28 protein-coding genes are annotated in these 24,187 nt (G+C 69.3%); 13 read left to right on the top strand and 15 right to left on the bottom strand.

Features of this window, described 5'->3' with window-relative positions; translation table 11 throughout:
* Nucleotides 1–23: 23 nt before the first annotated feature.
* A complete protein-coding gene (locus tag GC203_RS06145) occupies nucleotides 24–839 on the bottom strand; it encodes a Stf0 family sulfotransferase (RefSeq protein WP_293452489.1) in 816 nt (271 codons plus the stop codon).
* Nucleotides 840–1,014: 175 nt separating this feature from the next.
* Between GC203_RS06145 and GC203_RS06140 the strand changes: the two genes are divergently transcribed.
* Together GC203_RS06140 and GC203_RS06135 are read left to right on the top strand one after the other, a co-directional pair.
* A complete protein-coding gene (locus GC203_RS06140) occupies nucleotides 1,015–1,347 on the top strand; it encodes a hypothetical protein (protein ID WP_293452486.1) in 333 nt (110 codons plus the stop codon).
* Between the two features lie 228 nt (nucleotides 1,348–1,575).
* Nucleotides 1,576–1,863, top strand: coding sequence for a hypothetical protein (locus tag GC203_RS06135; RefSeq protein WP_293452484.1), 288 nt, complete (start codon nucleotides 1,576–1,578; stop codon nucleotides 1,861–1,863).
* Nucleotides 1,864–2,058: 195 nt separating this feature from the next.
* On the opposite strand, the gene GC203_RS06130 is transcribed toward GC203_RS06135, so the two are convergent.
* Nucleotides 2,059–2,328, bottom strand: coding sequence for a GNAT family N-acetyltransferase (locus GC203_RS06130; protein WP_293452481.1), 270 nt, complete (start codon nucleotides 2,326–2,328; stop codon nucleotides 2,059–2,061).
* An 89-nt stretch (nucleotides 2,329–2,417) separates the two neighbouring features.
* Between GC203_RS06130 and GC203_RS06125 the strand changes: the two genes are divergently transcribed.
* Complete coding sequence (locus GC203_RS06125; protein ID WP_293452478.1) at nucleotides 2,418–3,017, top strand: DUF3617 family protein; 600 nt, start codon at nucleotides 2,418–2,420, stop codon at nucleotides 3,015–3,017.
* Nucleotides 3,018–3,110: 93 nt separating this feature from the next.
* The gene (locus GC203_RS06120) at nucleotides 3,111–3,599 is read left to right on the top strand and encodes an SRPBCC family protein (protein WP_293452476.1); all 489 of its coding nucleotides are present in this window, start codon (nucleotides 3,111–3,113) and stop codon (nucleotides 3,597–3,599) included.
* Between the two features lie 110 nt (nucleotides 3,600–3,709).
* Here the strand turns inward: GC203_RS06120 and GC203_RS06115 are convergent, their stop codons facing one another.
* The 5 genes from GC203_RS06115 to flgK all read right to left on the bottom strand — a co-directional run bounded on the left by GC203_RS06115 (nucleotide 3,710) and on the right by flgK (nucleotide 9,629).
* Nucleotides 3,710–4,900, bottom strand: coding sequence for an acetyl-CoA C-acyltransferase (locus GC203_RS06115; RefSeq protein ID WP_293452473.1), 1,191 nt, complete (start codon nucleotides 4,898–4,900; stop codon nucleotides 3,710–3,712).
* Between the two features lie 41 nt (nucleotides 4,901–4,941).
* On the bottom strand, nucleotides 4,942–5,139 hold the full coding sequence (locus GC203_RS06110) for a hypothetical protein (protein WP_293452470.1): 198 nt from the start codon (nucleotides 5,137–5,139) through the stop codon (nucleotides 4,942–4,944).
* Nucleotides 5,140–5,307: 168 nt separating this feature from the next.
* Nucleotides 5,308–6,543 (bottom strand): tRNA 2-thiouridine(34) synthase MnmA, encoded by a 1,236-nt coding sequence (mnmA, locus tag GC203_RS06105; protein WP_293452467.1) that lies wholly within the window; start codon nucleotides 6,541–6,543, stop codon nucleotides 5,308–5,310.
* A 46-nt stretch (nucleotides 6,544–6,589) separates the two neighbouring features.
* Complete coding sequence (locus GC203_RS06100; RefSeq protein ID WP_293452464.1) at nucleotides 6,590–7,522, bottom strand: flagellin; 933 nt, start codon at nucleotides 7,520–7,522, stop codon at nucleotides 6,590–6,592.
* A 10-nt stretch (nucleotides 7,523–7,532) separates the two neighbouring features.
* Nucleotides 7,533–9,629 (bottom strand): flagellar hook-associated protein FlgK, encoded by a 2,097-nt coding sequence (flgK, locus tag GC203_RS06095; RefSeq protein ID WP_293452462.1) that lies wholly within the window; start codon nucleotides 9,627–9,629, stop codon nucleotides 7,533–7,535.
* 476 nt (nucleotides 9,630–10,105) lie between these two features.
* On the opposite strand from flgK, the gene GC203_RS06090 reads away from it, so the two are divergent.
* The 4 genes from GC203_RS06090 to GC203_RS06075 all read left to right on the top strand — a co-directional run bounded on the left by GC203_RS06090 (nucleotide 10,106) and on the right by GC203_RS06075 (nucleotide 14,364).
* Nucleotides 10,106–11,713: a flagellar hook-length control protein FliK gene (locus tag GC203_RS06090; RefSeq protein WP_293452459.1), complete on the top strand. Its 1,608-nt coding sequence runs from the start codon at nucleotides 10,106–10,108 to the stop codon at nucleotides 11,711–11,713.
* 5 nt (nucleotides 11,714–11,718) lie between these two features.
* The gene (locus GC203_RS06085) at nucleotides 11,719–12,462 is read left to right on the top strand and encodes a flagellar hook assembly protein FlgD (RefSeq protein ID WP_293452456.1); all 744 of its coding nucleotides are present in this window, start codon (nucleotides 11,719–11,721) and stop codon (nucleotides 12,460–12,462) included.
* 57 nt (nucleotides 12,463–12,519) lie between these two features.
* On the top strand, nucleotides 12,520–13,908 hold the full coding sequence (locus tag GC203_RS06080; protein ID WP_293452454.1) for a flagellar hook protein FlgE: 1,389 nt from the start codon (nucleotides 12,520–12,522) through the stop codon (nucleotides 13,906–13,908).
* A gap of 168 nt (nucleotides 13,909–14,076) precedes the next feature.
* Nucleotides 14,077–14,364 (top strand): DUF1153 domain-containing protein, encoded by a 288-nt coding sequence (locus GC203_RS06075; RefSeq protein WP_293452451.1) that lies wholly within the window; start codon nucleotides 14,077–14,079, stop codon nucleotides 14,362–14,364.
* A gap of 80 nt (nucleotides 14,365–14,444) precedes the next feature.
* Here GC203_RS06075 and GC203_RS06070 read toward each other — a convergent pair whose 3' ends face one another.
* Nucleotides 14,445–14,801 (bottom strand): RusA family crossover junction endodeoxyribonuclease, encoded by a 357-nt coding sequence (locus GC203_RS06070; RefSeq protein ID WP_293452449.1) that lies wholly within the window; start codon nucleotides 14,799–14,801, stop codon nucleotides 14,445–14,447.
* Between the two features lie 83 nt (nucleotides 14,802–14,884).
* Here GC203_RS06070 and fumC point away from each other — a divergent pair, with 83 nt between their 5' ends.
* Genes fumC through GC203_RS06055 form a run of 3 tightly spaced genes read left to right on the top strand, consistent with a single transcriptional unit; the run spans nucleotide 14,885 to nucleotide 16,872 of the window.
* Nucleotides 14,885–16,276 carry a class II fumarate hydratase gene (gene fumC, locus GC203_RS06065; RefSeq protein ID WP_293452447.1) on the top strand — a complete coding sequence of 464 codons (1,392 nt, stop codon included), beginning with the start codon at nucleotides 14,885–14,887 and terminating at the stop codon, nucleotides 16,274–16,276.
* Between the two features lie 32 nt (nucleotides 16,277–16,308).
* The gene (locus GC203_RS06060; protein ID WP_293452445.1) at nucleotides 16,309–16,560 is read left to right on the top strand and encodes a type II toxin-antitoxin system CcdA family antitoxin; all 252 of its coding nucleotides are present in this window, start codon (nucleotides 16,309–16,311) and stop codon (nucleotides 16,558–16,560) included.
* A complete protein-coding gene (locus GC203_RS06055; protein WP_293452443.1) occupies nucleotides 16,561–16,872 on the top strand; it encodes a CcdB family protein in 312 nt (103 codons plus the stop codon). It begins immediately after the preceding gene.
* Here the strand turns inward: GC203_RS06055 and GC203_RS06050 are convergent.
* A complete protein-coding gene (locus GC203_RS06050) occupies nucleotides 16,869–17,837 on the bottom strand; it encodes a polyprenyl synthetase family protein (RefSeq protein WP_293452678.1) in 969 nt (322 codons plus the stop codon). The two genes, GC203_RS06055 and GC203_RS06050, sit on opposite strands and share 4 nt — an antisense overlap.
* 174 nt (nucleotides 17,838–18,011) lie before the next feature.
* Here GC203_RS06050 and GC203_RS06045 point away from each other — a divergent pair, with 174 nt between their 5' ends.
* A complete protein-coding gene (locus GC203_RS06045) occupies nucleotides 18,012–18,752 on the top strand; it encodes a methyltransferase (protein ID WP_293452441.1) in 741 nt (246 codons plus the stop codon).
* On the opposite strand, the gene GC203_RS06040 is transcribed toward GC203_RS06045, so the two are convergent.
* Complete coding sequence (locus tag GC203_RS06040; protein WP_293452438.1) at nucleotides 18,749–19,057, bottom strand: GNAT family N-acetyltransferase; 309 nt, start codon at nucleotides 19,055–19,057, stop codon at nucleotides 18,749–18,751. The genes GC203_RS06045 and GC203_RS06040 overlap by 4 nt on opposite strands.
* A gap of 214 nt (nucleotides 19,058–19,271) precedes the next feature.
* Between GC203_RS06040 and rsgA the strand changes: the two genes are divergently transcribed.
* Nucleotides 19,272–20,348 carry a ribosome small subunit-dependent GTPase A gene (gene rsgA, locus GC203_RS06035; protein WP_293452435.1) on the top strand — a complete coding sequence of 359 codons (1,077 nt, stop codon included), beginning with the start codon at nucleotides 19,272–19,274 and terminating at the stop codon, nucleotides 20,346–20,348.
* Between the two features lie 117 nt (nucleotides 20,349–20,465).
* On the opposite strand, the gene GC203_RS06030 is transcribed toward rsgA, so the two are convergent.
* The 5 genes from GC203_RS06030 to ilvC form a co-directional block, all read right to left on the bottom strand.
* A complete protein-coding gene (locus tag GC203_RS06030; protein ID WP_293452432.1) occupies nucleotides 20,466–21,128 on the bottom strand; it encodes a glutathione S-transferase family protein in 663 nt (220 codons plus the stop codon).
* Nucleotides 21,125–21,625, bottom strand: a complete 501-nt coding sequence (locus GC203_RS06025; RefSeq protein WP_293452428.1) for an SRPBCC domain-containing protein — start codon at nucleotides 21,623–21,625, stop codon at nucleotides 21,125–21,127. The genes GC203_RS06030 and GC203_RS06025 overlap by 4 nt, the downstream gene beginning before the upstream one ends.
* Complete coding sequence (locus GC203_RS06020; RefSeq protein WP_293452426.1) at nucleotides 21,609–21,962, bottom strand: metalloregulator ArsR/SmtB family transcription factor; 354 nt, start codon at nucleotides 21,960–21,962, stop codon at nucleotides 21,609–21,611. Before GC203_RS06020 ends, GC203_RS06025 begins: the two co-directional genes overlap by 17 nt.
* A gap of 123 nt (nucleotides 21,963–22,085) precedes the next feature.
* Entirely contained in the window at nucleotides 22,086–22,952 is an 867-nt protein-coding gene (locus GC203_RS06015) for a DUF2189 domain-containing protein (protein ID WP_293452423.1), read from the bottom strand.
* Nucleotides 22,953–23,133: 181 nt separating this feature from the next.
* Entirely contained in the window at nucleotides 23,134–24,153 is a 1,020-nt protein-coding gene (gene ilvC, locus GC203_RS06010) for a ketol-acid reductoisomerase (RefSeq protein WP_293452420.1), read from the bottom strand.
* Nucleotides 24,154–24,187: the final 34 nt, after the last annotated feature.

Genomic DNA, 24,187 nt, shown 5'->3' with positions numbered 1-24,187 from the left:
CGCGGCCCGCGGCGGACCTCGTCCTAAGCGCTCGCGGTCATCGTCCCGCGGTGTTCGTTCCAGAAGCGGATGAACTCGCCGCGTTCGGCGGCGAAGCGCTCGCGCCATTCGCGGCCGACGCCCGAGCGGCCCTTCCGCATCCGCGGCGCGGCCTCCCGAGGCGGCAGGTCCACGCCCAGGGTCTCGCCGATCCGCGCCACCGCCTCGTCGGGATCGGCGGTCAGGGCCTCGTAGCTGAGCCGGATCACCGGGGCGTCGCACCCGGCCAGGAACCGGGACCACATGTGCTCCTGGTTCAGGATGTTGCGCGCGGCGGTCTCCACCTTGTCCCCGTCGTAGGGGACCTCGCGCTGCGCCGTCTCGAGATCGCCGTCGACCGCGTCGCGGGCGTGCCACTGCTGGGTCTCGACGGCGAGGGTGTACGACACCGCCTGGGCGACGAAGTCGTCGCGCCAGAGATAGACCACGAGGTCCAGCGGCTCGTAGAACGAACGGCACAGGTCGTGCCGCCGCGCCGCGTCGAAGCGCCACCAGTCGGACTTCAGGCCGAACACCCCGTTGGGCGAGACGAACCTGGCCGACACATAGGCCTCGAAATCGTCGAGGTTGGGCTGCGGGAAGACGAGGTCGAGGCGTTCGACGAAGGCCTCGTTCAGGAACTCGTCGGGAAAGCCCAGCACCCCGTATTCGCCGATCCGCGAGCAGAGCAGCGTGCTGCCGGCGCGGCCCGCCGTGGCGATCAGGTAGCGCGTCTCGACCCGCCCGGGCGGCAGGCGATCGTAGAACGAATTGTGCTCCCGGCCGGCCAGCCGGTCGTGCAGCACATGATGCAACCCCACAGCCCTCCAGCCGCGCCCGCTTGGATCGTCACGCGAGCTTCATCAGATCGTCTCACGACCTTCTGCTGTGAATCCGTCGCCCGAGCAACTCACGGTCGAGGGCCGGGGTTCCCACCCGCTTGACGCCGCCAGGCGAGGCGCCGAGGGTGGCGGGCGCCGATCTGGAGAGCATGCCGTGCCGAAGTCCGCTTTCGTCCCCAGCCTGGCGCTCGCTCTCAGCGTGGCCGTTCCGGCTCTGGCCGGCGCGCCCGAGAAGCAGACGCTCTCGCTGGAGAACGAGGCCGGCCGCATCGTCGACTGCGCCGTGGTGGTCGACGGCAAGACCCACGTCATGCTGAAGATCCGGCCGGGCGTGACCTGGTCCGACGAATTCGACCCGCGCCGCGACGTGCGGATCGTCTGCGAGCGCTCGAAACGGCCCTACTACCGCGTGACGTCCGGGACGGCCTACCGGCTGAGCGACGCCGGCGGCCGGCGGGTGGACCTCGCCGAGGCCGGCGGGGAATAGCGCCCGGCCCCACCCATTCCAATTCCGCAGCACACCTATGCGGTTTCGCGACTACAGCGTGTGACCGGAAAACCCCATCTGAAAGCTGCTGGCGCCGTTCATGCGGGCGTCAGTCCACCTGTGCTGTCTCAGGACTCGCGTTTTTGAGCGCCCAGGGAGGCCTTACAGCGATCCAACGGGGATCGCGGGCCGTAATGACCTTGGGTACTGGAATTGAGGTACAAAAGGATGTCTCCCACTCTTGCCGTCGTCGCCGACAACGACCTGAAGATCGTCCCGCAGAAGACCGAAACCGTGGCCGAGCGCGTGCGCCGCCTGCAGGCGGAGGCCAAGCAACTCGCCAAGGACCATGTGGCCACCTTCGCCTCGGCGATGGCCGACCTGGAAACCCTGGCGGCGGAAATCTCGGTCGGCGGCGAAGCCTATGCGCCGGGCGTGCGGGAACTCGCCCGCCAGCTCGCCGAAGACCTGGGCTCGCGCGTCCAGACGCTCGAAGCCATCTCCGCGCGCAACTGACGCGCAAGCCTGAGCGTCCGACAATGGGACGCCCATGCCGCGGGACCGCCGGCCGACGGGGATTTCGGCCGGCCCCGAGGCGCTAGAGCACGATGGGGTCAGGTGGAATCGCCTGACCGCTGAATCGTGCTCGAGAATCCAAAGCTTGGAGCGCGTGCGAGCGGCGAAACCGCTCACACTTTCGCCTGACGCGCTCTACGCCACCAGGTCGCGGAACTCGTCGCTGCGCTTGAGCCAGGCGGCGGCGTAGCCGCAGATCGGCGTGACCTTGACGCCCGCCCGACGCGCCTCGGCGGCGATCGCCTCCATCAGGCGGCCCGACGCGCCCGTGCCGCGCAACGGCACGGGGCTGAACACATAGTCGATGAAAAGCCGGCCATCGGCCCGATGATAGTCGGCGTAGGACGTCAGTCCCTGCTCATCCATCTCGAACCGTTCGCCGGTGTCGCGCATCTCGCCGCGCATGCTGAAACTCCCTTGCGATGCGAACCCGCTCGCCACTCCCGAATTTCCCGGCCTATGGTTCAACACACACCACATCCGGAGGGTTCAAGATGCGGCGCATGTTTGTTTTGGGCGCGGGACTCGGCGTGAGCCTCCTGGCCCTAGGGGCGTGCCAGAAGAGCGGCGGCGCGGCAAGCTCGGGCGAAGCGGCCGCGACGGGCGAGGCCAAGCCCGCGACGGCGTCGGCGCCGATGACCGCAGCCACCGCGCCCAAGCGCAAGTCGGGCCTGTGGTCCATCAGCACCACGGCGATGGGCCGCGCCCAGACGATCAAGACCTGCGTCGACGCCGCCGAGGACGCCGAGATGGCCGCCTGGGGCCAGCAGCAGGGCGACGAGATGTGCTCGCAGCACAAGGTCACGCCCATGATGGGCGGCTGGGCCTTCGAGAGCGTGTGCGACATGCCGGGCGGCGGCGGCAAGATCAGTTCGAAGGGAACCGCGACCGGCGACTTCAGCTCGAACTACACGGTCAAGATCGACTCCACGATGGAGGGGTCTTCCATGCCGCAGGCGAACGGGACCCACCACACCGAGATGCAGGCCACCTGGGAAGGCCCCTGCCCGGCCGACATGAAGCCGGGCGACGTGGCCGTGAACGGCATGAAGTTCAATCCCTCGGCGATGCGGAAGGGCGCCGGCGGCCAGTAGGCCTTTTTTTCCGCGCCGCTGTCGGACCCGGCGCGCCCGGCGCGTCCTCGGGGCGATAGGAACACCAATCCCCTTCCCCCGAGGAGCAACACCATGGCCACCCCGGTCGACATCGCCCCCAGCCACGACCGTGAGCTGGTGCTCGCGCGCATCATCGACGCCACGCCGGCGCAGGTCTTCCGCTGCTGGACCACGCCGGAGCGCTATCCGGAGTGGTTCTGCCCCAAGCCCTGGCGCGCCGAGGTGGAGAAGATGGACCTGCGGCCCGGCGGTGCGGCCAACACCGTCATGCACGGCCCGAACGGCGAGGTGATGCCGAACCGCGGCGTCTACCTTGAGGTCGTCGCGAACCGGAAGCTGGTGTTCACCGACGCCTACACCGAGGGCTGGGTCCCGACCGAGGACGGCGGCATGATGACCGCCGTGCTCACCTTCGAGCCGCACGGCGACGGCCAGACGCTCTACGTCGCCCGCTGCGGCCACCCCACGGTCGACAAGCGCAAGCAGCACGAACAGATGGGCTTCCACGACGGCTGGGGCGTCTGCGCCGAGCAGATGGAAGCGCTGGCCAAGACCCTCTAGAGCCTTCCCGGATCAAGCGCCTCGCTTGATCCGGACCAGAAGGCTCGATCTTCGAGAGATTGGAGCTCGTCCGGGCGGGTGAACCGGACGCCACTTCACCCTGACGAGCTCTAGGCCAGTTCCACCGCCATCGCCGTCGCCTCGCCGCCGCCGATGCAGAGCGAGGCGACGCCCTTCTTGCCGCCGCGCGCTTCGAGCGCCGCCAGCAGGGTGGCCAGGATGCGCGCGCCCGAGGCGCCGATCGGGTGGCCCAGGGCGCAGGCGCCGCCGTTGACGTTCAGCCTGGCCCGGTCGATCCCCAGCTCGCGCTCGGCGATCATGGCCACGACGGCGAAGGCCTCGTTGACCTCGAACAGGTCCACCTCGTTCACGCTCCAGCCGGCGCGCTTCAGCGCCTTCTGCATCGCCGGCACCGGCGCGGTGGTGAACAGGCCGGGCTCGTGGGCGTGGGCGGCGTGGCCGGCGATGCGGGCCACCACCTTCATGCCGAGCTTCCGGGCGACGCTCTCACGGGTCATCACCAGAGCCGCGGCGCCGTCGCTGATCGAGCTCGAGTTCGCCGCCGTGATCGCGCCGTCCTTGGCGAAGGCGGGCTTCAACGTCGGGATCTTGGCCGGATCGGCCTTCAGCGGCTGCTCGTCCTTGTCGACGGTGACCGTTCCCTTGCGGTCCTTGACCTCGACCGCGACGATCTCCTTGGCGAAGGCGCCGGACTCGGTGGCCTCCCGCGCCCGCTTCAGCGACCCGATCGCGTATTCGTCCATGGCCTCGCGGGTGAACTGGTACTGGCGGGCGGTCTCCTCGGCGAAGCTGCCCATCAGGCGACCGGGCTCGTAGGCGTCCTCGAGGCCATCGAGGTACATGTGGTCGAACATGGTGTCGTGGCCGATCCGCGCGCCGCCGCGGTGCTTGGTCATCAGGTAGGGCGCGCCCGTCATGCTCTCCATGCCGCCGGCGACGATGACGTCGACCGAGCCGGCCGCCAGGGCGTCATGCGCCAGGATCGCGGCCTGCATGCCCGAACCGCACATCTTGTTGACGGTCGTGGCCTCGACCGACTTCGGCAGGCCCGCGCCCAGCGCCGCCTGGCGGGCCGGCGCCTGGCCCAGGCCCGCGGGCAGCACACAGCCCATGAAGATCTGCTCCACGGCCTCGCCCGGCGCGCCCGAGCGCTCGACGGCGGCTCTGACGGCGGCGGCGCCCAGGTCGGTGGCCTTGGCGGCGGACAATGCGCCCTGGAAGCCGCCCATGGGCGTGCGGGCATAGGCGGCGATGACGACGGGATCGGAGGTCTGGGTCATGGTCTCAACCTAATTCATCGCGCACTGAAATCCAGGGTCCGCTACGGAAGCCTCGTGGTGATGTCGCACCAGGGGCCGCCGTCGCGGATGGTCTTGTTGCGGTAGATCACCGCCCCGACGACGTTCGGCCGTTGACGGAGGGCGGCGCAGAGCTCCGGGAACAGGCCGGACGGGACCCAGAGGCAGGGCGCCCTCGGATCCTCGTCGATGGCGATGTCGACCAATTGGCGCGCGTTCACGTCGGCAGCATCTTCCTTTCCCGCGCCGCGGGAAAGGGGGACCGGCCGCCGACCCCGGCCTCGGGCCGGGGGTAGAGCGGCTGGTGGAAAGGGCGAGCGGCCGACACGACGTTTTGGTCGACCGAAAAGGCGCGAGAGACGCCGCCTTCCCTCTCCACCACTCGCTCTTCAGCCGGCCCCGGCCGGCTTCGGCGCGCGGTCCCCCTCTCCCGCCGAGAGCGGGAGAGGAAGGCGGACCGCGCCCATGATGAACCCGCCGCCCAGCACCCGGCTAGGGGTTTCCGGCGCGTAGAGCGCGCAGGCCTGCCCCGGCGCGACGCCTTCCTCGGCCGTGTCGAAGGTCACCCCGGGCGCGCCATCCACCATGGCCAGGCGGCCGGCCACCGGCTCGCGGGTCGAGCGCACGCGGGCCAGCACGGGCCGCCCGGCCGCGCAGGCCGCCTCGATCGAAGCGTCCTCGCCGAGCCAGTTGGTCTCCTTCAGCGTCAGCGCGCGCGTCAGCAGCGCCTCGCGCGGGCCGACGATCACACGGCGGCTGTCGGCGTCGATCCTGACCACGAACAGTGGATCGCCCACGGCCACGTTCAGGCCGCGCCGCTGGCCGATGGTGTAGCGGGTCACGCCCTCGTGGCGGCCCAGGACGCGGCCGTCCATGTGCACGATGTCGCCGGGCTCCGCGCCGTGCGGGCGCAGCCGGTCGATCACCGTGGTGTAGCGGCCCTCCGGCACGAAGCAGATGTCCTGGCTGTCGGGCTTGTCGGCCACCGCCAGGCCGAGTTCGGCCGCCGCGGCGCGCACCGCCGGCTTCGGCAGGCCGCCCAGCGGGAAGCGCAGGTAGGCGAGCTGCTCGCGGGTCGTCGCGAAGAGGAAGTAGGACTGGTCACGGGCCGGATCGACGGCCCGGTGCAGCTCGGGTCCGCCGGACCCTTCCTCGCGGCGGATGTAGTGGCCGGTGGCCATGGCGCCCGCGCCCAGATCGCGCGCCACGTCCAGCAGGTCTCGGAACTTGACCGTCTGGTTGCAGCGGATGCACGGCACCGGAGTTTCGCCGCGCAGGTAGGCGTCGGCGAAGTCCTCCACCACCTGGTCGCGGAAGCGGCTCTCGTAGTCGAGGACGTAGTGCGGGATGCCGATGGCGTCGGCGGCGGTCCGCGCGTCGTGGATGTCCTGGCCGGCGCAGCAGGCGCCCTTCTTCTGGATCGCCGCGCCGTGGTCGTAGAGCTGCAGCGTCACGCCCACGACGTCATAGCCCGCCCGCGCCAGCAGGGCGGCGGTGACGGTGGAATCCACCCCGCCCGACATGGCGGCCACGATCCGGGTCCCGGCCGGCAGGCGCACGGCGTCGCGCGCGGCCTCGACCAGGCCGTCGCTGAGGCGCTCCGAGGTGATCACAGGGGCGTTCATCGCCGCCTATGTAGCGGCTGGGCCTGCGCTTTTCGAGCCTCGACGGCTATTTCAGCAGGTTGATCAGCGACGAGGACTGGAGCGACTGGAAGACGTAGGCGGCCGCCTGAACGGCGAGCTGCGACTGCTGAAGCTGGGCTGCGGCGCCGGCCATGTCGGCGTCGGTGATGTCGGCGATCATCCCGGTCAGGGTGTTCTGCCGGCCTTCCAGGTCGGTGGCGATGGTCTCCAGGCGCTTCTGGTTGGTGCCGTTGTAGGCCACCTTGATCGTCAGATCCGACCGCGTCTGGTCCCAGGTGGAGAGCTGGCTCTCCAGGAACGTGCGCTGATTGTCGGTCATGGCGCCGGTGAACGGTCCGTCGACCCCTTCGTTGAAGGTCTGGAACGCCTGGAACGCGGTCAGCAGGTCGGTCCCGATGTCGCTCGCCAGCATGCCGGTGGTGATGGTGGTGGCGTCGTCCGGCTTGGCCGTCACCTTGAAGGTGTCGTTCGCGAAGAGATTGGCGACGATCGCGGGCGGCGCGGTGAGGTCGGACAGGGCGCTGACGTTCACCGGCTGGGTGTCGACCTGGCCGCCGGCGAACAGGTACTTGCCGCCATAGCGGGCGTTCAGGGCCTCCACCGCGTTGCTGAGCTGGGCCTGGATGTCTTCGACGAGCGTGTCGACCCGGCCCGATGCGAGGGCGTCGGCCATGATCTGACGGACCGAGCCCGCGGCGTCGGCGACCCGGCTCAGGGCGGTGTCCTGCGTCGAAAGCTTGTCGGACAGCAGCGAGTTCTGATCCGAATAGCCGACCAGACGCGTCTGCACCGAACGCATGGCGGTCAGCAGCTCGGACTTCTGCGCGTAGTCCTTGAGGTTCTGACCGTTCTTGCCGGTCGAGACCTTGTCGCCGGCATCCATCTGCTTCTGCTGGGCGGCCAGAAGGTTGGCCAGGACGGCCGAGTAGTTTCCAGTGGTGGTGACCCGGGTGACCATGCGTGGCGCCTCAGACGATCTTCAGCAGCTGATCAAAGAGATCGCTGGCGGCCTGGATCATCCGCGCGGACGCGGAGAAGGCCTGTTGATAGGTGGTGAGATTGACCAGTTCCTCGTCGAGGTTGACCCCCTCGACGGCCTGGCGGCGGTTGTTGGCTTCATTGGACACCGCCTCGGCGCTGGCCTTGCGGTTGTCGGCCGCTTCCGCGGTCCGTCCGATCGAGCCGCCGAACTCCGATGCGTAGCGGGTCAGCGACATGGTGACCTGGCCCAGCGTGCCGGCCGCCTGGAACAGGATCGGCGTCTCGCCTGATGTCGAGAGCCCGAGCGCGCCCAGGCCGTCGCCCGGCCGGACCGCGACCTGACCGATGGCCGCGGTGACGTCGAGCTTGGCGACGGACAGCTTGGTGGGGTCGCCGTCGAGGGTGGGGTTGACCTGGAAGCGGCCGGCGCGGCTCGACCGCTCGGCGCTGCCCAGGCCGAAAAGCTGACTGATCGAGGGGCCGCCCACGCCCCGCGCGGTGTTGTCGCTGACGACCGAGAGCTGGGCGTTGTTCGGCGCGCTGCCGGTGAAGCTGAGCACGCCGTTGGAGTCCAGGCCGAACGAGCCGTACAGCCCCACGCCCGTCGAACTGTTGTTCAGGGCGTTTAGCAGGTCGGTCATCGTCGCCGCCGCCGGGACGGCCACCGTCACGTCGCGCAGCGGCCGGCCGTCGGCGGACGAGAGCCTCAGGCTGATCTGGCCGCCAGCCGTGAAGCCGTGCGGATCGGTGGGCTGCAGGCCCGTCGCATAGTTGGTGAACCCGGTCGTCTTGATCAGGTCGTTGAGCCCGAAGAAGGCCGAGAAGCCGCGCCCCGTCTTCTGCGAGGTTCCCTCGTCGATGGCCAGGCCGTTCCCGCCCGCCGCGCTCAGCGAAAGCACCCCGTTGGAGAAGGTCGCCGAGCCGCCCGCGCCCAGGGCGGTGTTGAGGTCGGCCAGGAAGGTCGCGTCGGTGAACGCCGTGCCCGCGGCGCCGTTCACCGACATGGTGCCGGCGTCGAAGTCGATGGCGACGGTCTGCTGCATCAGGCCGCTCTGATCGACGATGGCGATGGTGGTCTTGCCGGTGAAGCCGCTCACCGCCGTCGGCAGGTCGAGGCCGGTGTCGCGCCCGGTCATGGTCGTCGGCGGCGGATAGGCGGCCGAGGCGTTGTGCGCGGCGTTGAGCTGGTCGGCCGAGCGGCTCACGAACTCGCCAAGCTGGTCGTAAAGCTTGGGCAGCTCGACGTCGCGCAGATCCATCAGGCCCCGCAGGTCCCCGCTCGTCAGCTGGATCGGCTGGGCGGTGTTGCTGCCATAGGGCTGGGCGGTGATGTAGGCGGGCGTGGAACTGCTGGAGTTGTAGACGAGCTTGGCCGGCTGATCGCCCGCCAGCAGGACGCCCTCAACGGAGCGCAGGTCGACACCGCCGCCCTGGCGCTCGGAGACGCGCACGTTCATCAGGCCGGACAGTTCGTCGAGCAGCTGGCTCTGGATGTTCTGCGAACCCGAGGTGTCGGCGCCCACGAGGCTCGAGCGCTTGATGTCGACGTTCAGCTGGCTGATCTGTTCCAGCAGGCTGTTGGCGCGATCGACGTCGGCGATCGCCTGGGTCTCGACGGTGTCGCCCAGGGAGACGATCTGGGTGTTGATCCGGTCGGCCTCGGTCAGGAAGTCCTGGACGGTCGACAGCGCCTGGCCGCGCAGCAGGGTCGAGGACGGGTCGTTGGCCACCGCGCCGAACGCGCTGAAGACGTCGTCCAGGCGATTGAAGAAGAAGCCGCCCGCCGACGGGTCGCCGAACAGGCTCTGGGCGTTGTCGAGGTACTGCGAAACGGCCGACCAGCGGCTGGAATCCGAGGCCGCCGTCAGCGAGGCCATCTGCAGATACTGGTCAGTGATCCGCTTGATGCCGTCGATGCGGACGCCGAGGCCGACGCCGTCGACCACCTGCTGCGACTGGTTGACGGCCTTGCGGACGTATCCGGGCGTGTTGACGTTGGCGATGTTGTCCGAGACCGCGCGAAGCGAGGCCTGGGCCGCCTGCAGCCCGGAGGCCGCGGTCTGGAGAGTGACGCCCAAAGACATCTGTTAAGGCTCCGCCCGGCAAAGGGTGTCGGTCGACCCGGCGGATTCTGCCGGGGCCATAGTGAACGCTCGCGCGTCCTGCCGGAATTTCTTCAATAGTTTCAACATGGCCCTTTCCGAGGCCCCGAGTGCTCACGAATCCAGGCGCAAGACCGGCGCCAGAGTCGGGCATGGCTCTAGAATGGCTCGCGGCGCCGGCGCCCGCGGCGCTCACGCGACACATCGAAGTCAGCCGCCGCCGGGCGGTCGGCGGCCGGGCCGTCGCCGTCCGGGAGGGCGGCAGGGAACGCCCCATCGGGACGCCGATGGCTCGGCAATTTCCGCCCCAACGCCTTCGACGGCGACTCCCGATTTGTCCAACTTATGATGAAAAACAATAGTTTACCCAACTGGCGCGGTGGTTGCTTCCTGTAGCGGCGAATGAGCCCGGCGCAGGACGCGCTTCCCTCAAGATCGAAGCTGAAGCTTCCGCCCGAATGACCGCGTCCGCACTCAACACCGCCTCTTCGACTCCGCCTGGCGCGGCCGCCCACGCCACGGGCGCCGCCAACTCGACCGGTGCGGCTGGCGCGGCTGGTGGCGCCTTGGCCGGCTTCGAGGCCCTGCTCGCCGCCCTTTTCCCGCAAGGCGCGCCCGGCGCGTCGGCGAATGCGCCCGGAACGGCGGTCGCCGCCGCCGCGCAGGGCGCCGGCGGCAAGGGCGCCAACGCCGCGGTGGCCAAGGCCAAGGACGACGCCAAGGCCGGCCCGGCGGGTGACGGGACTTCCGACGACGCCAACGCCGGCGCCGAAGCCTCCGACGGCGCGGCCACGGATGCGGCCGCCGCCCTGGCGGTGAGCCTGGCCGGCGCTCCGACGACGGCCACGACCGCCGTGAGCACACCGACGAAGGACGGCCCGGCCGCCGACGCCGACACGCCAGCGCTCCCGCCCAGCAAGGTCCGGGGCGCGCCCGGTTCGGCATGGCGCGCCGCCCAGACGGCGCCCGCCGCCGAAGACGCGACCGTGGCCGACGACGTCGGCGCCGCCGAGCCCGCGACGGCCGCGGGCGCGGGCTCCGTGCCTGCGGACAAATCGGCGCCCGCCGCCAAGTCGGCCGCCGGCGCGACGCCGCCGGCGTGGGGCCACGACAAGCCGGCGGGCCAACCGGCCGCGCCCGCGTTGCAGAACGCCGAAGCCCGCGCCGAGGCCAAGCCCACGCCTGCGCCTGCGCCTGCGCCGGAGGCCGCCCAGGCCACGCCGGCCCCAGCCGCCGACGCGTCCGCCGTCGCGGACGCCGCGGTTCCTCCGGAGGTCGCCGCCGCCTTCGAGGCGCCGCAGGCCGCCGAGGCCGCGCCCAAGGGCCAGGCCGACCGTCCGACGAAGGCCGAACGCGCCAAGGCGGCCAAGGACGACGTTCCCGCCGACCTCAGGATCACCGAGGCCGTCGACCGGCCCGTGCATGCGCGCGCCGCCGAAGCCGCCGCGCGGCCGGCCGCCGCCACGGCCGATGCGCCCAAGGACGAGACCAGCCTCAAGGACGTCGAGCCGGGAGCGACCACCAAGGACTCCGGCGCCTCGTCCGACACCAGCTTCGCCGCCGAGACCCGCGCCGCGACCCAGGCGCCCGCCGCGGCCTCTGGCCATGCGGCCCAGGCCGTTCGCGGCTCGCCCGAGACCGTGGCCGCCCTCGCCGCCCAGATCGTCAAGAAGCTCGACGCCCGCTCGACGCGCTTCGACCTGGAACTGACGCCGGCCGGGCTCGGCAAGGTCGACGTCCGTCTCGAGATCGGCGCCCAGGGCAAGATCACCGCGGCGCTGACCTGCGACAACCCGCACGCCGCGGCCGAGCTGAAGGCCCGCTCGGCCGAACTTCAGCGCACGCTGGAGCAGGCCGGCTTCGACCTTTCGGGCGGACTGTCCTTCGACGTGGCCAGCGATGGCCGCCAGCAGGGGCAGGCCTGGCAGGATCAGACGCCGGACTTCAGCAGCGCCTTCCGCGGACAGGCCTTCCGCGCGGCGCTGGACGCCGCGGGCGAAGCCGACGCCTCCGCCCCGCTGCGCCTGAGGCGCGGCGTGTCGGCTGGCCTCGATCTCAGGATCTGACCCCGATGACCGACGCTGTCTCCTCCGCCACGACCACGACCGACACCGGCGCGCTCGGCCGCGCCCGGCTGGCCGAGAACTTCGACACCTTCCTGTCGCTGCTCACCACACAGCTCAAGAACCAGGATCCGCTGTCGCCGCTGGATTCGAACCAGTTCACGCAGCAGATCGTCCAGATGACCGGGGTGGAGCAGCAGCTGCTCACCAACGACCTGCTCAAGCAGCTGGTGTCCAACACCGGAACCGGCGTCTCCACCGCCGTCAGTCTGATCGGCAAGGAGGTCCGCGCCGCGGACGCCGACGCCGGGCTGTCGAACGGCAAGGCCGAGTGGGTCTACAAGCTCGACCGCGCCGCCTCGGACGTGAAGCTCCAGATCCTCGACTCCAAGGGCAATGTCGTCCGCTCGATCGCGCCCACCGACAACGGCGCGGGTGAGCACACGCTCACCTGGGATGGCAAGAGCGACGCGGGCACGAAGCTGGCCGACGGCGTCTACACCCTCAAGGTCACCGCCAAGGACAGCGAAGGCACGGCCGTCAACTCCGGCGTGGTGGTCCAGGGGATCGTCACCGGCGTTCAGCAGATCGACGGCGGCACCTACGTCACCATCAACGGCGCCCAGATCCCCTGGGAGACCATCACCCTCATCCGCCAGCCGGACGCGGTCGCGTCGAACGACACGTCGACCGGCTCCGGCTCCACCAATAACAACAAAGACGACCAAACGTCGTCCGACGCGGCGGCCTGAAGAGGCCGGCTTCCGCAGCATGCGGATCCGCACAGCGAAAAAGAACGGACCTAAGTCATGAGCATCAATTCAGCCCTGCTCTCCGGCGTTTCGGGGTTGGTGGCCAACTCCTCCGCGCTGGCGGCGATCTCGGACAACATCGCCAACGTCAACACCGTCGCCTACAAGCGCAACCAGGTGAACTTCGCCAATGTCGTCACGGCCCAGGCCGTGAAGGGCAAGTACTCGGCCGGCGGCGTCCAGGGCATCACCCGCCAGTTCGTGAGCACCCAGGGCCTGATCCAGTCGTCGGGCTCGGCGACCGACCTGGCCATCTCGGGCGATGGCTTCTTCATCGTCACCGACAAGGGCGCGGGCCTTACGGCCTCCGACGCGCGCGCGTTCACCCGCCAGGGCTCGTTCAGCGTCGACGCCGACGGCTATCTGGTGAACGACTCCAAGCTCTACCTCCAGGGCTGGCCGGTGCAGTCCGACGGGTCGTTCGACATCAACCCGTCTGACCTCAGCAAGATGACGGCGATCAACGTCAAGAACCTGGGCGCGGCCGTCGCCCCGACCCAGAACGTCTCGATCAGCGCCAACCTCGACAAGGGCACGGTCGTCTCGAGCGTCGAGGGGGCCTACAACCCGGCTTCGACCAACTCGATGGCCGACTACGCGGCCGGTGTGGCCACGGGCACCAAGCCCGACTTCACCATCGAGATGAACGTGGTCGACTCCACCGGCGGCTCGCGGAAGCTGACGATGGCGTTCCTCAAGAGCTCGGGCAACCCCAACGAGTGGCACGCGGAAATCTACGCGGAGCCGGCCAGCGACGTCACCGCCGCGGCGGGCTTCGAGCCCGGTCAGCTCGCCAAGGGCCTGGTCACCTTCAATCAGGACGGCTCGATCGACCTGGCCAACACCGACCTGTTCGGGGCGCCCGGCGCCACGCCGCAGCTGACGATCGACTCCTCGACCGGCGCCGCGCCGATGTGGGCCGCGGGCCTGGGCCTCGCCGCCCAGACCATCGACCTCGATCTGAACAAGCTCACCCAGTACGCCTCGACCTCGACGGTGAACGCGATCGGCACCGACGGCGCGGGGCCCGGCAACATCGTGGCGATCAACGTGGACGAATCCGGGATCGTCTCGGCCGTCTACGACAACAGCCAGATCCGCACGATCGCCAAGGTGGGCATCGCCACCTTCCCCAATCCCGACGGCCTGGCGCAGGTGAGCGGCAACGCCTACCGGCCGACGCTCGACGCGGGCAACTACGTCATCAAGGAAGCCGGGGTCGGCGGGGCCGGGAAGATCTCGCCGTCGAGCCTCGAAGCTTCGACGGTCGACCTGTCGTCTGAATTCACGGGCCTGATCCAAACACAGAAAGCCTACTCTGCTTCTTCCAAGATCATCACGACAGCTGATCAGATGTTGGAAGAACTCATCAACATCAAGCGTTAGTCGTGGAATTATCTCACGCGCAATGTCCGTTAATACATTGACTTGTATTAAAATGGTACATGGAGGAGCGCATGGTTAGGCGTTTCTTTACTAAAGCGATTCAGCGCCTGTTAGGGGCCCCTCGATATGCTGCCAAGCCAACAGTGATGGTGAGGCGGTAGAAAGCCCATGTTGCAACAACAACAAACGCGCGTGAACAGCCGCGGCGAGGCGTACATCATCGGCCCCACTGGCGCGCCGCTGACCAAGGCCGACCTGCCGCCGCCGAACACGGGGCGCTGGGTGATCCGCCGCAAGGCGGAGGTCGTGGCGGCCGTGCGCGGCGGCCTGATCACGCTCGAGGAAGCCCTGGAACGGTACCAGCTGACCAGCGACGAGTTCCTGTCCTGGCAACGCTCGATCGAGCGGCACGGCATGCCGGGCCTGCGAACGACGCGCCTGCAGCAGTACCGCTGAGGGGTCTTTCCCCCGACGCAATCGCGCAAGCAGCCGGCCGCATCCCGACCAGGGGGATGCGGCCGGCTTGCGTTTGGGCCCTATCCCATCCGCGTCACGCGCACCGTTATCCGCTCACGTTCTCCTGGCCGCCGCTCGACGAGCAGGCGCGCCACCTGGGAATCGTCGTGGAAGGCGTAGCCCTTGATCGCATCGAGGATCGCCTTGGCCAGGTTGTCGAGATCGAGCCAGGGCGGATCGCCCACGTATTCCATCCCGATCTCCACCGAGAACTCGCCCCAGGTCGGCCGCGAGCCGCGCCACGCCTTGCGGAAGAACTCGTAGATCAGGGGCTTGTAGTACTTGGCCTGGGTGGTGAGCCCATCGACGCTCACCTCCAGGAGGCCCTCCGCCTCGCGGGCGCGCACCTTGCCGTGCTGGGTCCAGGCGTCCGTCATCGTCGACACCCTTAGCGGTCCGGCGGCTTGCAGTCTCGCGCGGCGGGATTAAACGGTGGGCGGCCAATCACTGGGGGACCCCGATGACCGCGACGCGCACCGAGACCGACACCTTTGGCCCGATCGAGGTGGCGGCCGACCGCTACTGGGGCGCCCAGTCGCAGCGCTCCATCGGCAATTTCAAGATCGGCTGGGAGAAGCAGCCCAAGTCCGTCGTCCGCGCCCTGGGAATCGTCAAGCGCGCCGCCGCCGAGGCCAATATGGAGCTCGGCCGCCTCGACCCGGAGATCGGCAAGCACATCATCGCCGCCGCCCAGGAAGTGATCGACGGCAAGCTGGACGACCACTTCCCGCTGGTGGTCTGGCAGACGGGCTCCGGCACCCAGTCCAACATGAACGCCAACGAGGTGATCTCGAACCGGGCGATCGAGATGATGGGCGGCCAGATGGGCTCGAAGAAGCCCGTCCACCCGAACGACCACGTCAACATGAGCCAGTCGTCGAACGACACCTATCCGACGGCCATGCACATCGCCGCCGCCGAGCAGGTGGCCAAGGAGCTGATGCCGGCGCTGGAGCACCTGCACGCCGCCCTGAAGGTCAAGGAGCAGGCGTTCGCCCACATCATCAAGATCGGCCGCACCCACACCCAGGACGCCACGCCGCTGACACTGGGCCAGGAGTTCGGCGGCTATCGCCAGCAGGTCGCCAACGGCGTGCGGCGCATCAAGGAAACGCTGTACGGCCTCTACGAACTGGCCCAGGGCGGCACCGCCGTCGGCACCGGCCTGAACGCGCCGGTCGGCTTCGCCGAGCTGGTGGCCCAGAAGATCGCCGCGATCACCGGCCTGCCGTTCGTCACGGCCCCCAACAAGTTCGAGGCCCTGGCCGCCCACGACGCGATGGTGTTCAGCCACGGGGCGATCAACACCGTCGCCGCCTCGCTCTTCAAGATCGCCAACGACATCCGCTTCCTGGGCTCGGGCCCGCGCTCGGGCCTGGGCGAGCTGTCCCTGCCGGAGAACGAGCCCGGCTCGTCGATCATGCCGGGCAAGGTCAACCCGACCCAGTGCGAGGCCATGACCATGGTCTGCGCCCAGATCTTCGGGAACCAGGCGGCCATGACCTTCGCCGGCGCTTCGGGCCACTTCGAGCTGAACGTCTTCAACCCGGTGATGGCCTACAACTTCCTGCAGTCGTGCCGCCTGATGGCCGACGCCTCGATCTCGTTCACCGACAACTGCGTGGTGGGCATCGAGGCGCGCGAGGACAACATCAAGGCGGCGCTGGAGCGCTCTCTGATGCTGGTGACCGCGCTCAACACCAAGATCGGCTACGACAACTGCGCCAAGATCGCCAAGGCGGCGCACAAGAACGGCACCACGCTCCGCGAAGAGGCCGTCGGCGGCGGCTACCTCACCAACGAGGAATTCGACGAATACGTCCGGCCGGAGAAGATGATCGGCCCGGGCTGACGATCTCGCCGAACGCGCCTATCCTCTATTCCATGGGCAAGGCCGAACTGAAGATCGAGATCGACGCCGATCTCCTGAACGAGGCTCAAGCTGCGGGCCTGAAGATCGACGCCCTGGCCGAGTCGACGGTGCGCGCCGAACTCGCGCGGCTGCACCGATTCAAGGGCCTTTCCCAGGAAGAGAAGGCTCACAAGTGGGCCGAAGAAAACGCCGAGGCAATTCAATCTCATAGAGATCGCATCGAAAAGTTCGGCGTCTTCGGCGAAGACTTGCGGACCTGGTAGGTGCTTCAGTTCGACGTCTACCGGAATCCGTCGTCCCGATCGCGCGCCCAGATTCCCTATGTCGTCCTGCTCCAGTCTCACTTCTTTGAGGGCGTTCCGACGGTGATCGTCGCGCCGCTACTCATCGACGATGGGATATCCGCCTACTCCGACGCCAGCGTGAAGGTCGCGTTTCGCGACGCGTCCTACGTCGTTTCCATTCCGGAACTCGCGGGCATCGATCGCAAGGCGCTTCACAGCCGTGAAGGCAGCCTCGGCGCCTATGAAGACGAACTCCGCCGCTCCCTGGAGCGCGTCTTCACAGGCTTCTAAGCCCGGCGCATCACCGCGAAGTCGGCCAGGTCCTGCAGGGCCGGCCGCCAGGCGTTGCTCCCATAGTCGGCGATGGCCGCCTTGGCGCTTTCGGCGTAGCGGCCGGCCAGCGCCAGGGTGTCGTCCAGGGCGCGGGTGTCTCGCATCAGCTCGCAGGCGTGTTCGAGATCGCCGTCGGCCTGCTCGCGCCGGTCGATGGTGCGCACCCAGAAGTCGCGCTCCGAGCCGCTGGTGCGGCGCATGGCCAGGAGCAGCGGCAGGGTCACCTTGCCTTCGCGGAAGTCGTCGCCGGGGTTCTTGCCCAGCGTCCGCGCGTCGCCCGAGTAGTCGAGCGCGTCGTCAATGAGCTGGAACGCCAGGCCCAGATCCTGGCCGAACTGGCGCAGCGCCTTGCAGCGCTCGGGCGAGGCGCCGGCCGAGACCGCCCCGGCCTCGGCGGCGGCGGCGAACAGTTCGGCGGTCTTGGCCTTGATGATGTCGATGTAGAGGTCCTGCGACAGGTCCAGGTCGTGGCTGCGGGTGAGCTGCAGCACCTCGCCCTCGGAAATCACCCGGCTGGCGCGCGCCAGGATCTCCAGCGCCGGCATCGAGCCCGCGCCCACCATCAGTTCGAACGCGCGCGCGAACAGAAAGTCGCCCACCAGCACGCTGGCCGGGGCGCCCCAGATGAGGTGGGCGGCCACGCGGCCACGGCGCAGCTGCGAGGAATCGACCACGTCGTCATGCAGCAGGGTGGCGGTGTGGATGAACTCGACCGCCGCGGCCAGCTTCAGGCAGGCGTCGTCGCGCGCGCCCGCCAGCCGCGCCGCGGCGATGGTGAGCAGGGGCCTGAGGCGCTTGGCCGAGCCGGCGATCAGGTGGTCGGCGAGCGCCGGGATCACCGGCACCGGACTGTCCATGTGCGCGCGGATCAAGCCGTCGACGGCGCGCATGTCCGGACCGGCCAGTTCAAGCAGCAGGTCCAGGGATGGCGGAGCGGCGATGGCCTGGGCGGCGTCCACGACGGAGAAATCCTGTTTCGATCAAGGCGTCCGGGCCCCACCGGCCGCCGTTTTCCGGGACAATGGTGACGCGATAGGGCACGGTCAAGCGAGCAGCGCCGAACGCGCTATGCGTTTACCACATCAGGGTCTCGCCGGATGGACGTCGTCACCGAAGATCGGCTGCTGGGCGGTCGGCTTTCGCTGCGCCAGCCGCGGCGGGGCTATCGGGCGGGGGTCGATGCGGCCCTGCTGGCCGCCGCCTGCGACGCCGACCCCGGCGAGCGCGTGCTGGAAGCCGGCTGCGGCGTCGGCGCGGCCTTGCTGGCCGCCGCCGCGCGGCGGGCGGGGGCGGCGTTCACCGGCCTGGAGCGCGACCCGGAGGCCCTGGCCCTCGCACAGGAGAACATCGCCGCCAATGGGCTGGCCGACCGGGTGACCGCGCTGACGGGCGACGTCACCCGGCGCTTCACCGACCTGGGCCTTGCGCCCTTCGACGCGGCCATGGCCAACCCGCCCTTCTTCGACGATCCCGGCGCGCTGCGAGGCCCGGCGCCCGAGCGGCGCGGCGCCTGGCTGGCCGACGAGGGGCTGTCGGCCTGGACCGGCTTTCTCAACAAGGCCGTGCGCGAGGGCGGGACCGTCACCGTGATCCACCGGGCCGACCGGCTCGCCGACCTCCTGGACCTCATGGCGATCAAAGCCGGCTCGATCCAGGTGCGCCCGATCCATCCCTTCGCCGACGCTCCGGCCAAACGCGTGCTGGTGCGCGCGGTGAAGACCGGCAAGGCGCCGCTGCGGCTGCTGCCGCCGCTCGTCCTGCACGGCCGCGACGGCGCCAAGCACACCCCGGAAGCCGAGGCGATCCTGCGCGGCGAGGCCAGCCTGGGCTGGGCCTAGCCGATGCCCAGGGTGGCCCGGCAGCTGTCGTCGACGAGATCCTGCTCGTCGGCGTGCTTCTTGATCCAGGCGGCCATGAACGGGCAGGTCGGGATCACCTTCAGGCCCTTCTCGCGCGCATATCCGAAGGCATGACGGGCCAGCGCGCTGGCCACGCCCTTTCCCTCGAACGCCGGCGGAACGACCGTGTGCGGCAACACGATCACGCCCGGTCGCAGGCGGTATTCGGCGAAGGCGGTGTCGCCCGCCAGGGAAACCTCGAAGCGTCGCGCTTCGACATTGTCGGTCACGGTCACGTCAGCCATGCGCCTTCTTGACGGACGACGGGCCGCCCGCCAAGGTCCGCCGCATTCCGGTGAGGCGTTTTCAGGCAGAGGAGGAGGAACGCATGTCGCCCATTGCCCACGCAGCCCTTCGCTGCGTCGCCGCGCCGGCTGGCTGACAGCCACTTTTCCCCGATCTGAAGGGGATGACTCGCGGTCGACGCCCGTCAGGCTCTCGACACCAAGGACATCCCCAGTGCTGACCTCCTATGGCTGGAGTCCCGAACTCCAGGACCAATTCGCGCCCTTCGCCGCCCAGGGCCTCGTTCCGGGCCGCATCATCGTCCAGCAACGCGGCGGCTATCGCCTCGTCACCGACGCGGGCGAGATCGATGCACGCGCCTCCGGCACGCTGCTGAAGACTTCCGCCGAGGTGGACCGGCCCTGCGCCGGCGATTGGGTGGCGGTGGAGCCCAGACCGGGCGAGACCACGGCCCTCGTCCAGGCCGTGCTGCCGCGCCGCTCGGCGTTCGTCCGCTGGGCCTCGGGGCCCCGCGGCGGAGCGCAGGTGGTTGCGGCCAACGTCGACGTGGCCCTGCTGGTCGCCTCGATGAACGCCGATCTCAATCTGCGGCGGCTCGAACGCTACATGGCGACGGCCTATGAGAGCGGCGCCCAGCCGGTGATCGTGCTGACCAAGGCCGATCTCGCCGAGGAGGTGGGGATCGTCGTGGCCGAGGTGGAGGCCATCGCCTTCGGGACGCCCGTCCTGGCGATCTCGTCGAAGACCGGCGAAGGCCTCGAGGCGCTGGCGCCCTATCTCGGCCCGGGCCGCACCGCGGTGCTGCTGGGCTCGTCGGGCGCGGGCAAGTCCACGCTCGTCAACGCCTTGCTCGGCCACGAGCGGATGGCGACGGCCGAGATCCGCGAGGACGACGCGCGCGGACGCCACACCACCACCCATCGCGAGCTGGTGCTGCTGCCGGGCGGCGGACTGATCCTCGACACCCCCGGCATGCGAGAACTGGGCCTGTTCGACGCCGACACCGGGGTCTCGGCGACGTTCGAGGACGTCGAGGCGCTGGCCGCCCGCTGCCGCTTCTCCGACTGCCGCCACACCACCGAACCCGGCTGTGCGATCCGCGCGGCCGTCGAGACGGGCGAACTGCCGGAAGCGCGGCTGCGCGCCTACGAGAAGCTTCAGGCCGAACTCGCCTACGAGCGGCGGCGCGAGGATCCCCGCGCCGCCCAGGAGAACCGCAAGCTCTGGATCAGCCGCCACAAGGCCGCCCGCGCCTGGATGAAGCAGAAGCGCGGCGACCCTGACGGCTAGAGCACGTCCCGGCTGGCTTGACTCAAGCCAGCCGGGATCAACGTGCTCGCGTCTTTCGATTTGGAGGCCTTCTGATCCCCTCACCACGCCTCATCGTGATGGGGGAAGGCCTCTAGCTCACGCCGTCGCGAACTGCGGCGGCGGTTCGGCCGTGAAGTCGGCGAACTGCGCGTCCAGAGCGCGCTTGAAGGCGGGCCGCGCCGTGCACCGTTCCAGATAGGGGCCCAGCACCGGGTCGCCCGTCACTAGGTCGGTGTTCTCCGGAATGCGGAGCACCGTCGCCATCATCAGGTCGCCGGCCGTGAACCCGTCTTCGAGGTAGTCGCGGCCCTTCAGGCGGCGGGCCAGCGAGGCCAGCTTCATGCGCGCGAACGCCTCGGCGCCCGACCGCCGCGCCTTGGCCCAGTCCTCGTCCTTGTAGAAGAGGTCGATCGAGGCGAGGGCCTGCACGTGTGGCTCGACAGAGTTGAGCGCCGCGAACACCCACTGGATCATCCGCGCACGGCCGCGATCGTCCTTCGGGCAAAGAACCTCCGAGCGCTCGGCGATGCGCAGCAGGATCGCGCCGCTCTCGAACAGCCACTCGCCGTCCTCCTCCATCGCCGGCACCTGGCCCCAGGGCTGGATCGCGCGATAGTCGGGCGCGTCGCCGTCCCCGATCGCCAGGAGCTTCGTCTGGTAGGGGATGCCGGCCTCCTCCAGGGCCCAGCGGATGCGCAGGTCGCGCACCTGGCCGCGTGCGAACGGTGGCACCCATTGGAAGGCGGTGATGGTGATCATGAGGTCGCTCCTTGGGCGAGGGTCTCGGCGTAGGCCTGTTCGCGATCGATGAGCTGGCTCCAGCCCACGACGTGGGCGTCGCGCCGTTCGACGTTGAGGAAGGGGGTCTGGTGGAAGGTCTGGACCGTCATGCCGTTGCGCTCGGCGAAGGTGACGGTGACCAGGGTTTCGACGCCGGCCGAGGGTCCGCCGTCCCAGGCGAAGGTGAAGACGATCCGGCGGTCCCGCTCGATCTCGCGGAAGACGCCGCCCTGCCAACTTTCGCCGGTCTCGGGCGAGACGATGCAGGCGCGCCAGGCGCCCCCGATGCGGAAGTCCTGCTTCAAGTGCGTGCAGGTGAAGGCCTTCGGCGCCCACCAGCGCGCGCGGTGTTCGGGGTCCTCCCACATGCGGAAGACCAGCGGGACCGGGGCGGAGAACGCGCGGACGATGAACAGTTCGTCGTCCGGCAGCGAGGCGCCGTGCGCCGGCTTGGGCGCGTCAGTTCTTGCGTCCATCGGGATTCCCTTTCTGGAGTTCGGCCAGATAGGCCTCCATCTGGTCGAAGCTGCCTTCCCAGAAGCGGCGGTAGTGCTCCACCCAACCGGCGACCGCCTTCAGCGGTTCGGCCTCCAGGCGACAAGGTCGCCATTGGGCCTCGCGTCCTCGCGTGATCAGGCCGGCGCCTTCAAGCACCTTCAGATGACGGGAGACCGCCGGCAGGCTGATGTCGAACGGCGCCGCCAGTTCGCCCACCGTGGCTTCGCCCTGCGACAGCCGAGCCAGGATCGCCCGGCGAGTCGGATCGGCCAGGGCCGAGAGGGTGACGCTCAGCGGGTCGGGCGCCAGCTGCATTTAACCAATTCCTTAATTAGCCATGTTGTTAAATACGGATCGCACGACGTCGCGTCAAGGCGGTCGTGGCAAGATTCGTCGGCAGGCCGGCGGGCGGCCAGCGGCCGCCCGCCGAGGGTCGGGTCAGACCACCGCCTTGCGGTACAGGTGCCAGGTCGCGTGGCCCAGGATCGGGACCACGAAGATCAGGCCGACCAGCGCCGGCAGCGAGCCCAGGGCGAGCGCGCCGGCCACGATCAGGCCCCACGCCACCATGGTCACGAAATTGGTCCGAACCACCTTGATGGAGGTGGCGAGCGCGATCCTCAGGCCCAGGTCGCGATCGAGCAGCAGCGGGGCGGAGACCACGCCCAGCACGAACGCAATCGCCGCGAACACGAAGCCGACCCCGATCCCGCCCGCGATCAGCGCGGGGCTGGCGTCCGACCAGAAAACGTCGTGGGTGAAGGCGCGCAACGTCGGCGCGGCCTGCGGCCCCAAGGTCGCCAGGCCGATCTGATAGGCCGCGCCCAGCCAGAGACCGAACAGGGCCAGCAGGATCAGCCCCAGCGCGAGGATCGAGCCGATGGCCGGCGAACGGAAAGCGCCGAAAGCGTCCACCCAGCTGACGTGCTGGCCCTTCTCGCGCAGCCGGCTCATCTCATAGAGGCCGGTGGCCGCCACCGGGCCCAGGATCGCGAAGCCCGAGGCCAGCGGGAACAGCATCGGCAGCAGGTCGTAGCTGGAGGCCGCGCGCGCCAGGGCGAGACCCGCGACCGGATAGATGATCGCGATGAAGAGGACGTCGTCGCGCAGGGCGGCCATGTCGGCGACCCCCTTGGCGAGGGCGTCGCGCAGGTCGGCGAGGCCGATCCGCCGCACCTCGGGCACGGCCTTGCCGGCGTGGCGTTCGGGATGCGGAACGACGAACCGCCTCAGGTCCTGCCACGCCCAGGCCGCTCTTTCAGCCAGGTACTCCGCAGGGTTTTCGACGTGATTTTGGTTGGCCATACAAGGTCCTCCCTGACCTTTGGCCGGGATGTGACCTGTCGTGCCGCCACAGGCGTCGGGCTCGTGGCGTTACGCCGAACACAACCCGGAGATTGTGAGGAGCCTATCACGGAACACGGGCGCACGAAAAACGGGCCCGGATCGCTCCGGGCCCGTCGGCTTCGTCTCGCCGTCAGCGCGGTCAGTTCCGCGCGGTGTCGACCAGCTTGTTCTTGGTGATCCACGGCATCATGGCGCGCAGACGCTCGCCCACGTCCTCGATCGGATGCTCGGCGTTGCGGCGGCGCGTGGCCTTGAAGCTGGCCTGGCCGGCGGCGTTCTCCAGCATCCAGTCGCGCACGAAGCGGCCCGACTGGATGTCGTCGAGGATCTTCTTCATCTCGGCCTTGGTTTCGGGCGTCACCACCCGCGGGCCCGAGACGTACTCGCCGTACTCGGCGGTGTTCGACACCGAGTAGTTCATGTTGGCGATGCCGCCTTCGTAGATCAGGTCCACGATCAGCTTCACCTCGTGCAGGCACTCGAAGTAGGCCATCTCCGGCGCGTAGCCGGCTTCCACCAGGGTTTCGAAGCCCGCGCGGATCAGCTCGACGAGGCCGCCGCACAGCACCGCCTGCTCGCCGAACAGGTCGGTCTCGCATTCCTCGCGGAAGTTGGTCTCGATGATCCCCGAACGGCCGCCGCCGATCGCCGAGGCGTAGGCGAGGCCCAGGTCCATGGCGCCGCCGGTGGCGTCCTGGTGGACCGCGATCAGGCACGGCACGCCGCCGCCCTTCTGGTATTCGCCGCGCACCGTGTGGCCGGGGCCCTTGGGCGCGACCATCAGCACGTCGACGCTGGCCTTGGGCTCGATCAGGCCGAAGTGGACGTTCAGGCCGTGGGCGAACAGCAGCGCCGCGCCGTCCTTGATGTTGGCCTCGATGTCGGCCTTGTAGATGTCGCGCTGCAGTTCGTCGGGCGCCAGCACCATGATCAGGTCGGCCCACTTGGCCGCGTCGGCGACGCTCATCACTTTCAGGCCGTCGGCCTCGACCTTCTTGGCGGTCGCCGAGCCGGGGCGCAGCGCCACGGCCACGTTCTTCACGCCGGAGTCGGTGAGGTTGAGCGCGTGCGCGCGGCCCTGGCTGCCATAGCCTACGACCGCGATCTTCTTGTCCAGGATGCGGGAAATGTCGGCGTCGCGGTCGTAGTAGACGCGCATGATTGTTCTCCTAGGACAAAGAAAGATGCGGCGC

It is taken from the genome of Phenylobacterium sp., assembly GCF_016124325.1.
Taxonomy (GTDB): domain Bacteria; phylum Pseudomonadota; class Alphaproteobacteria; order Caulobacterales; family Caulobacteraceae; genus Phenylobacterium.
The sequence above is the reverse complement of the archived record's forward strand: the minus strand, read 5'-3'. Positions and strand labels throughout refer to the sequence as shown.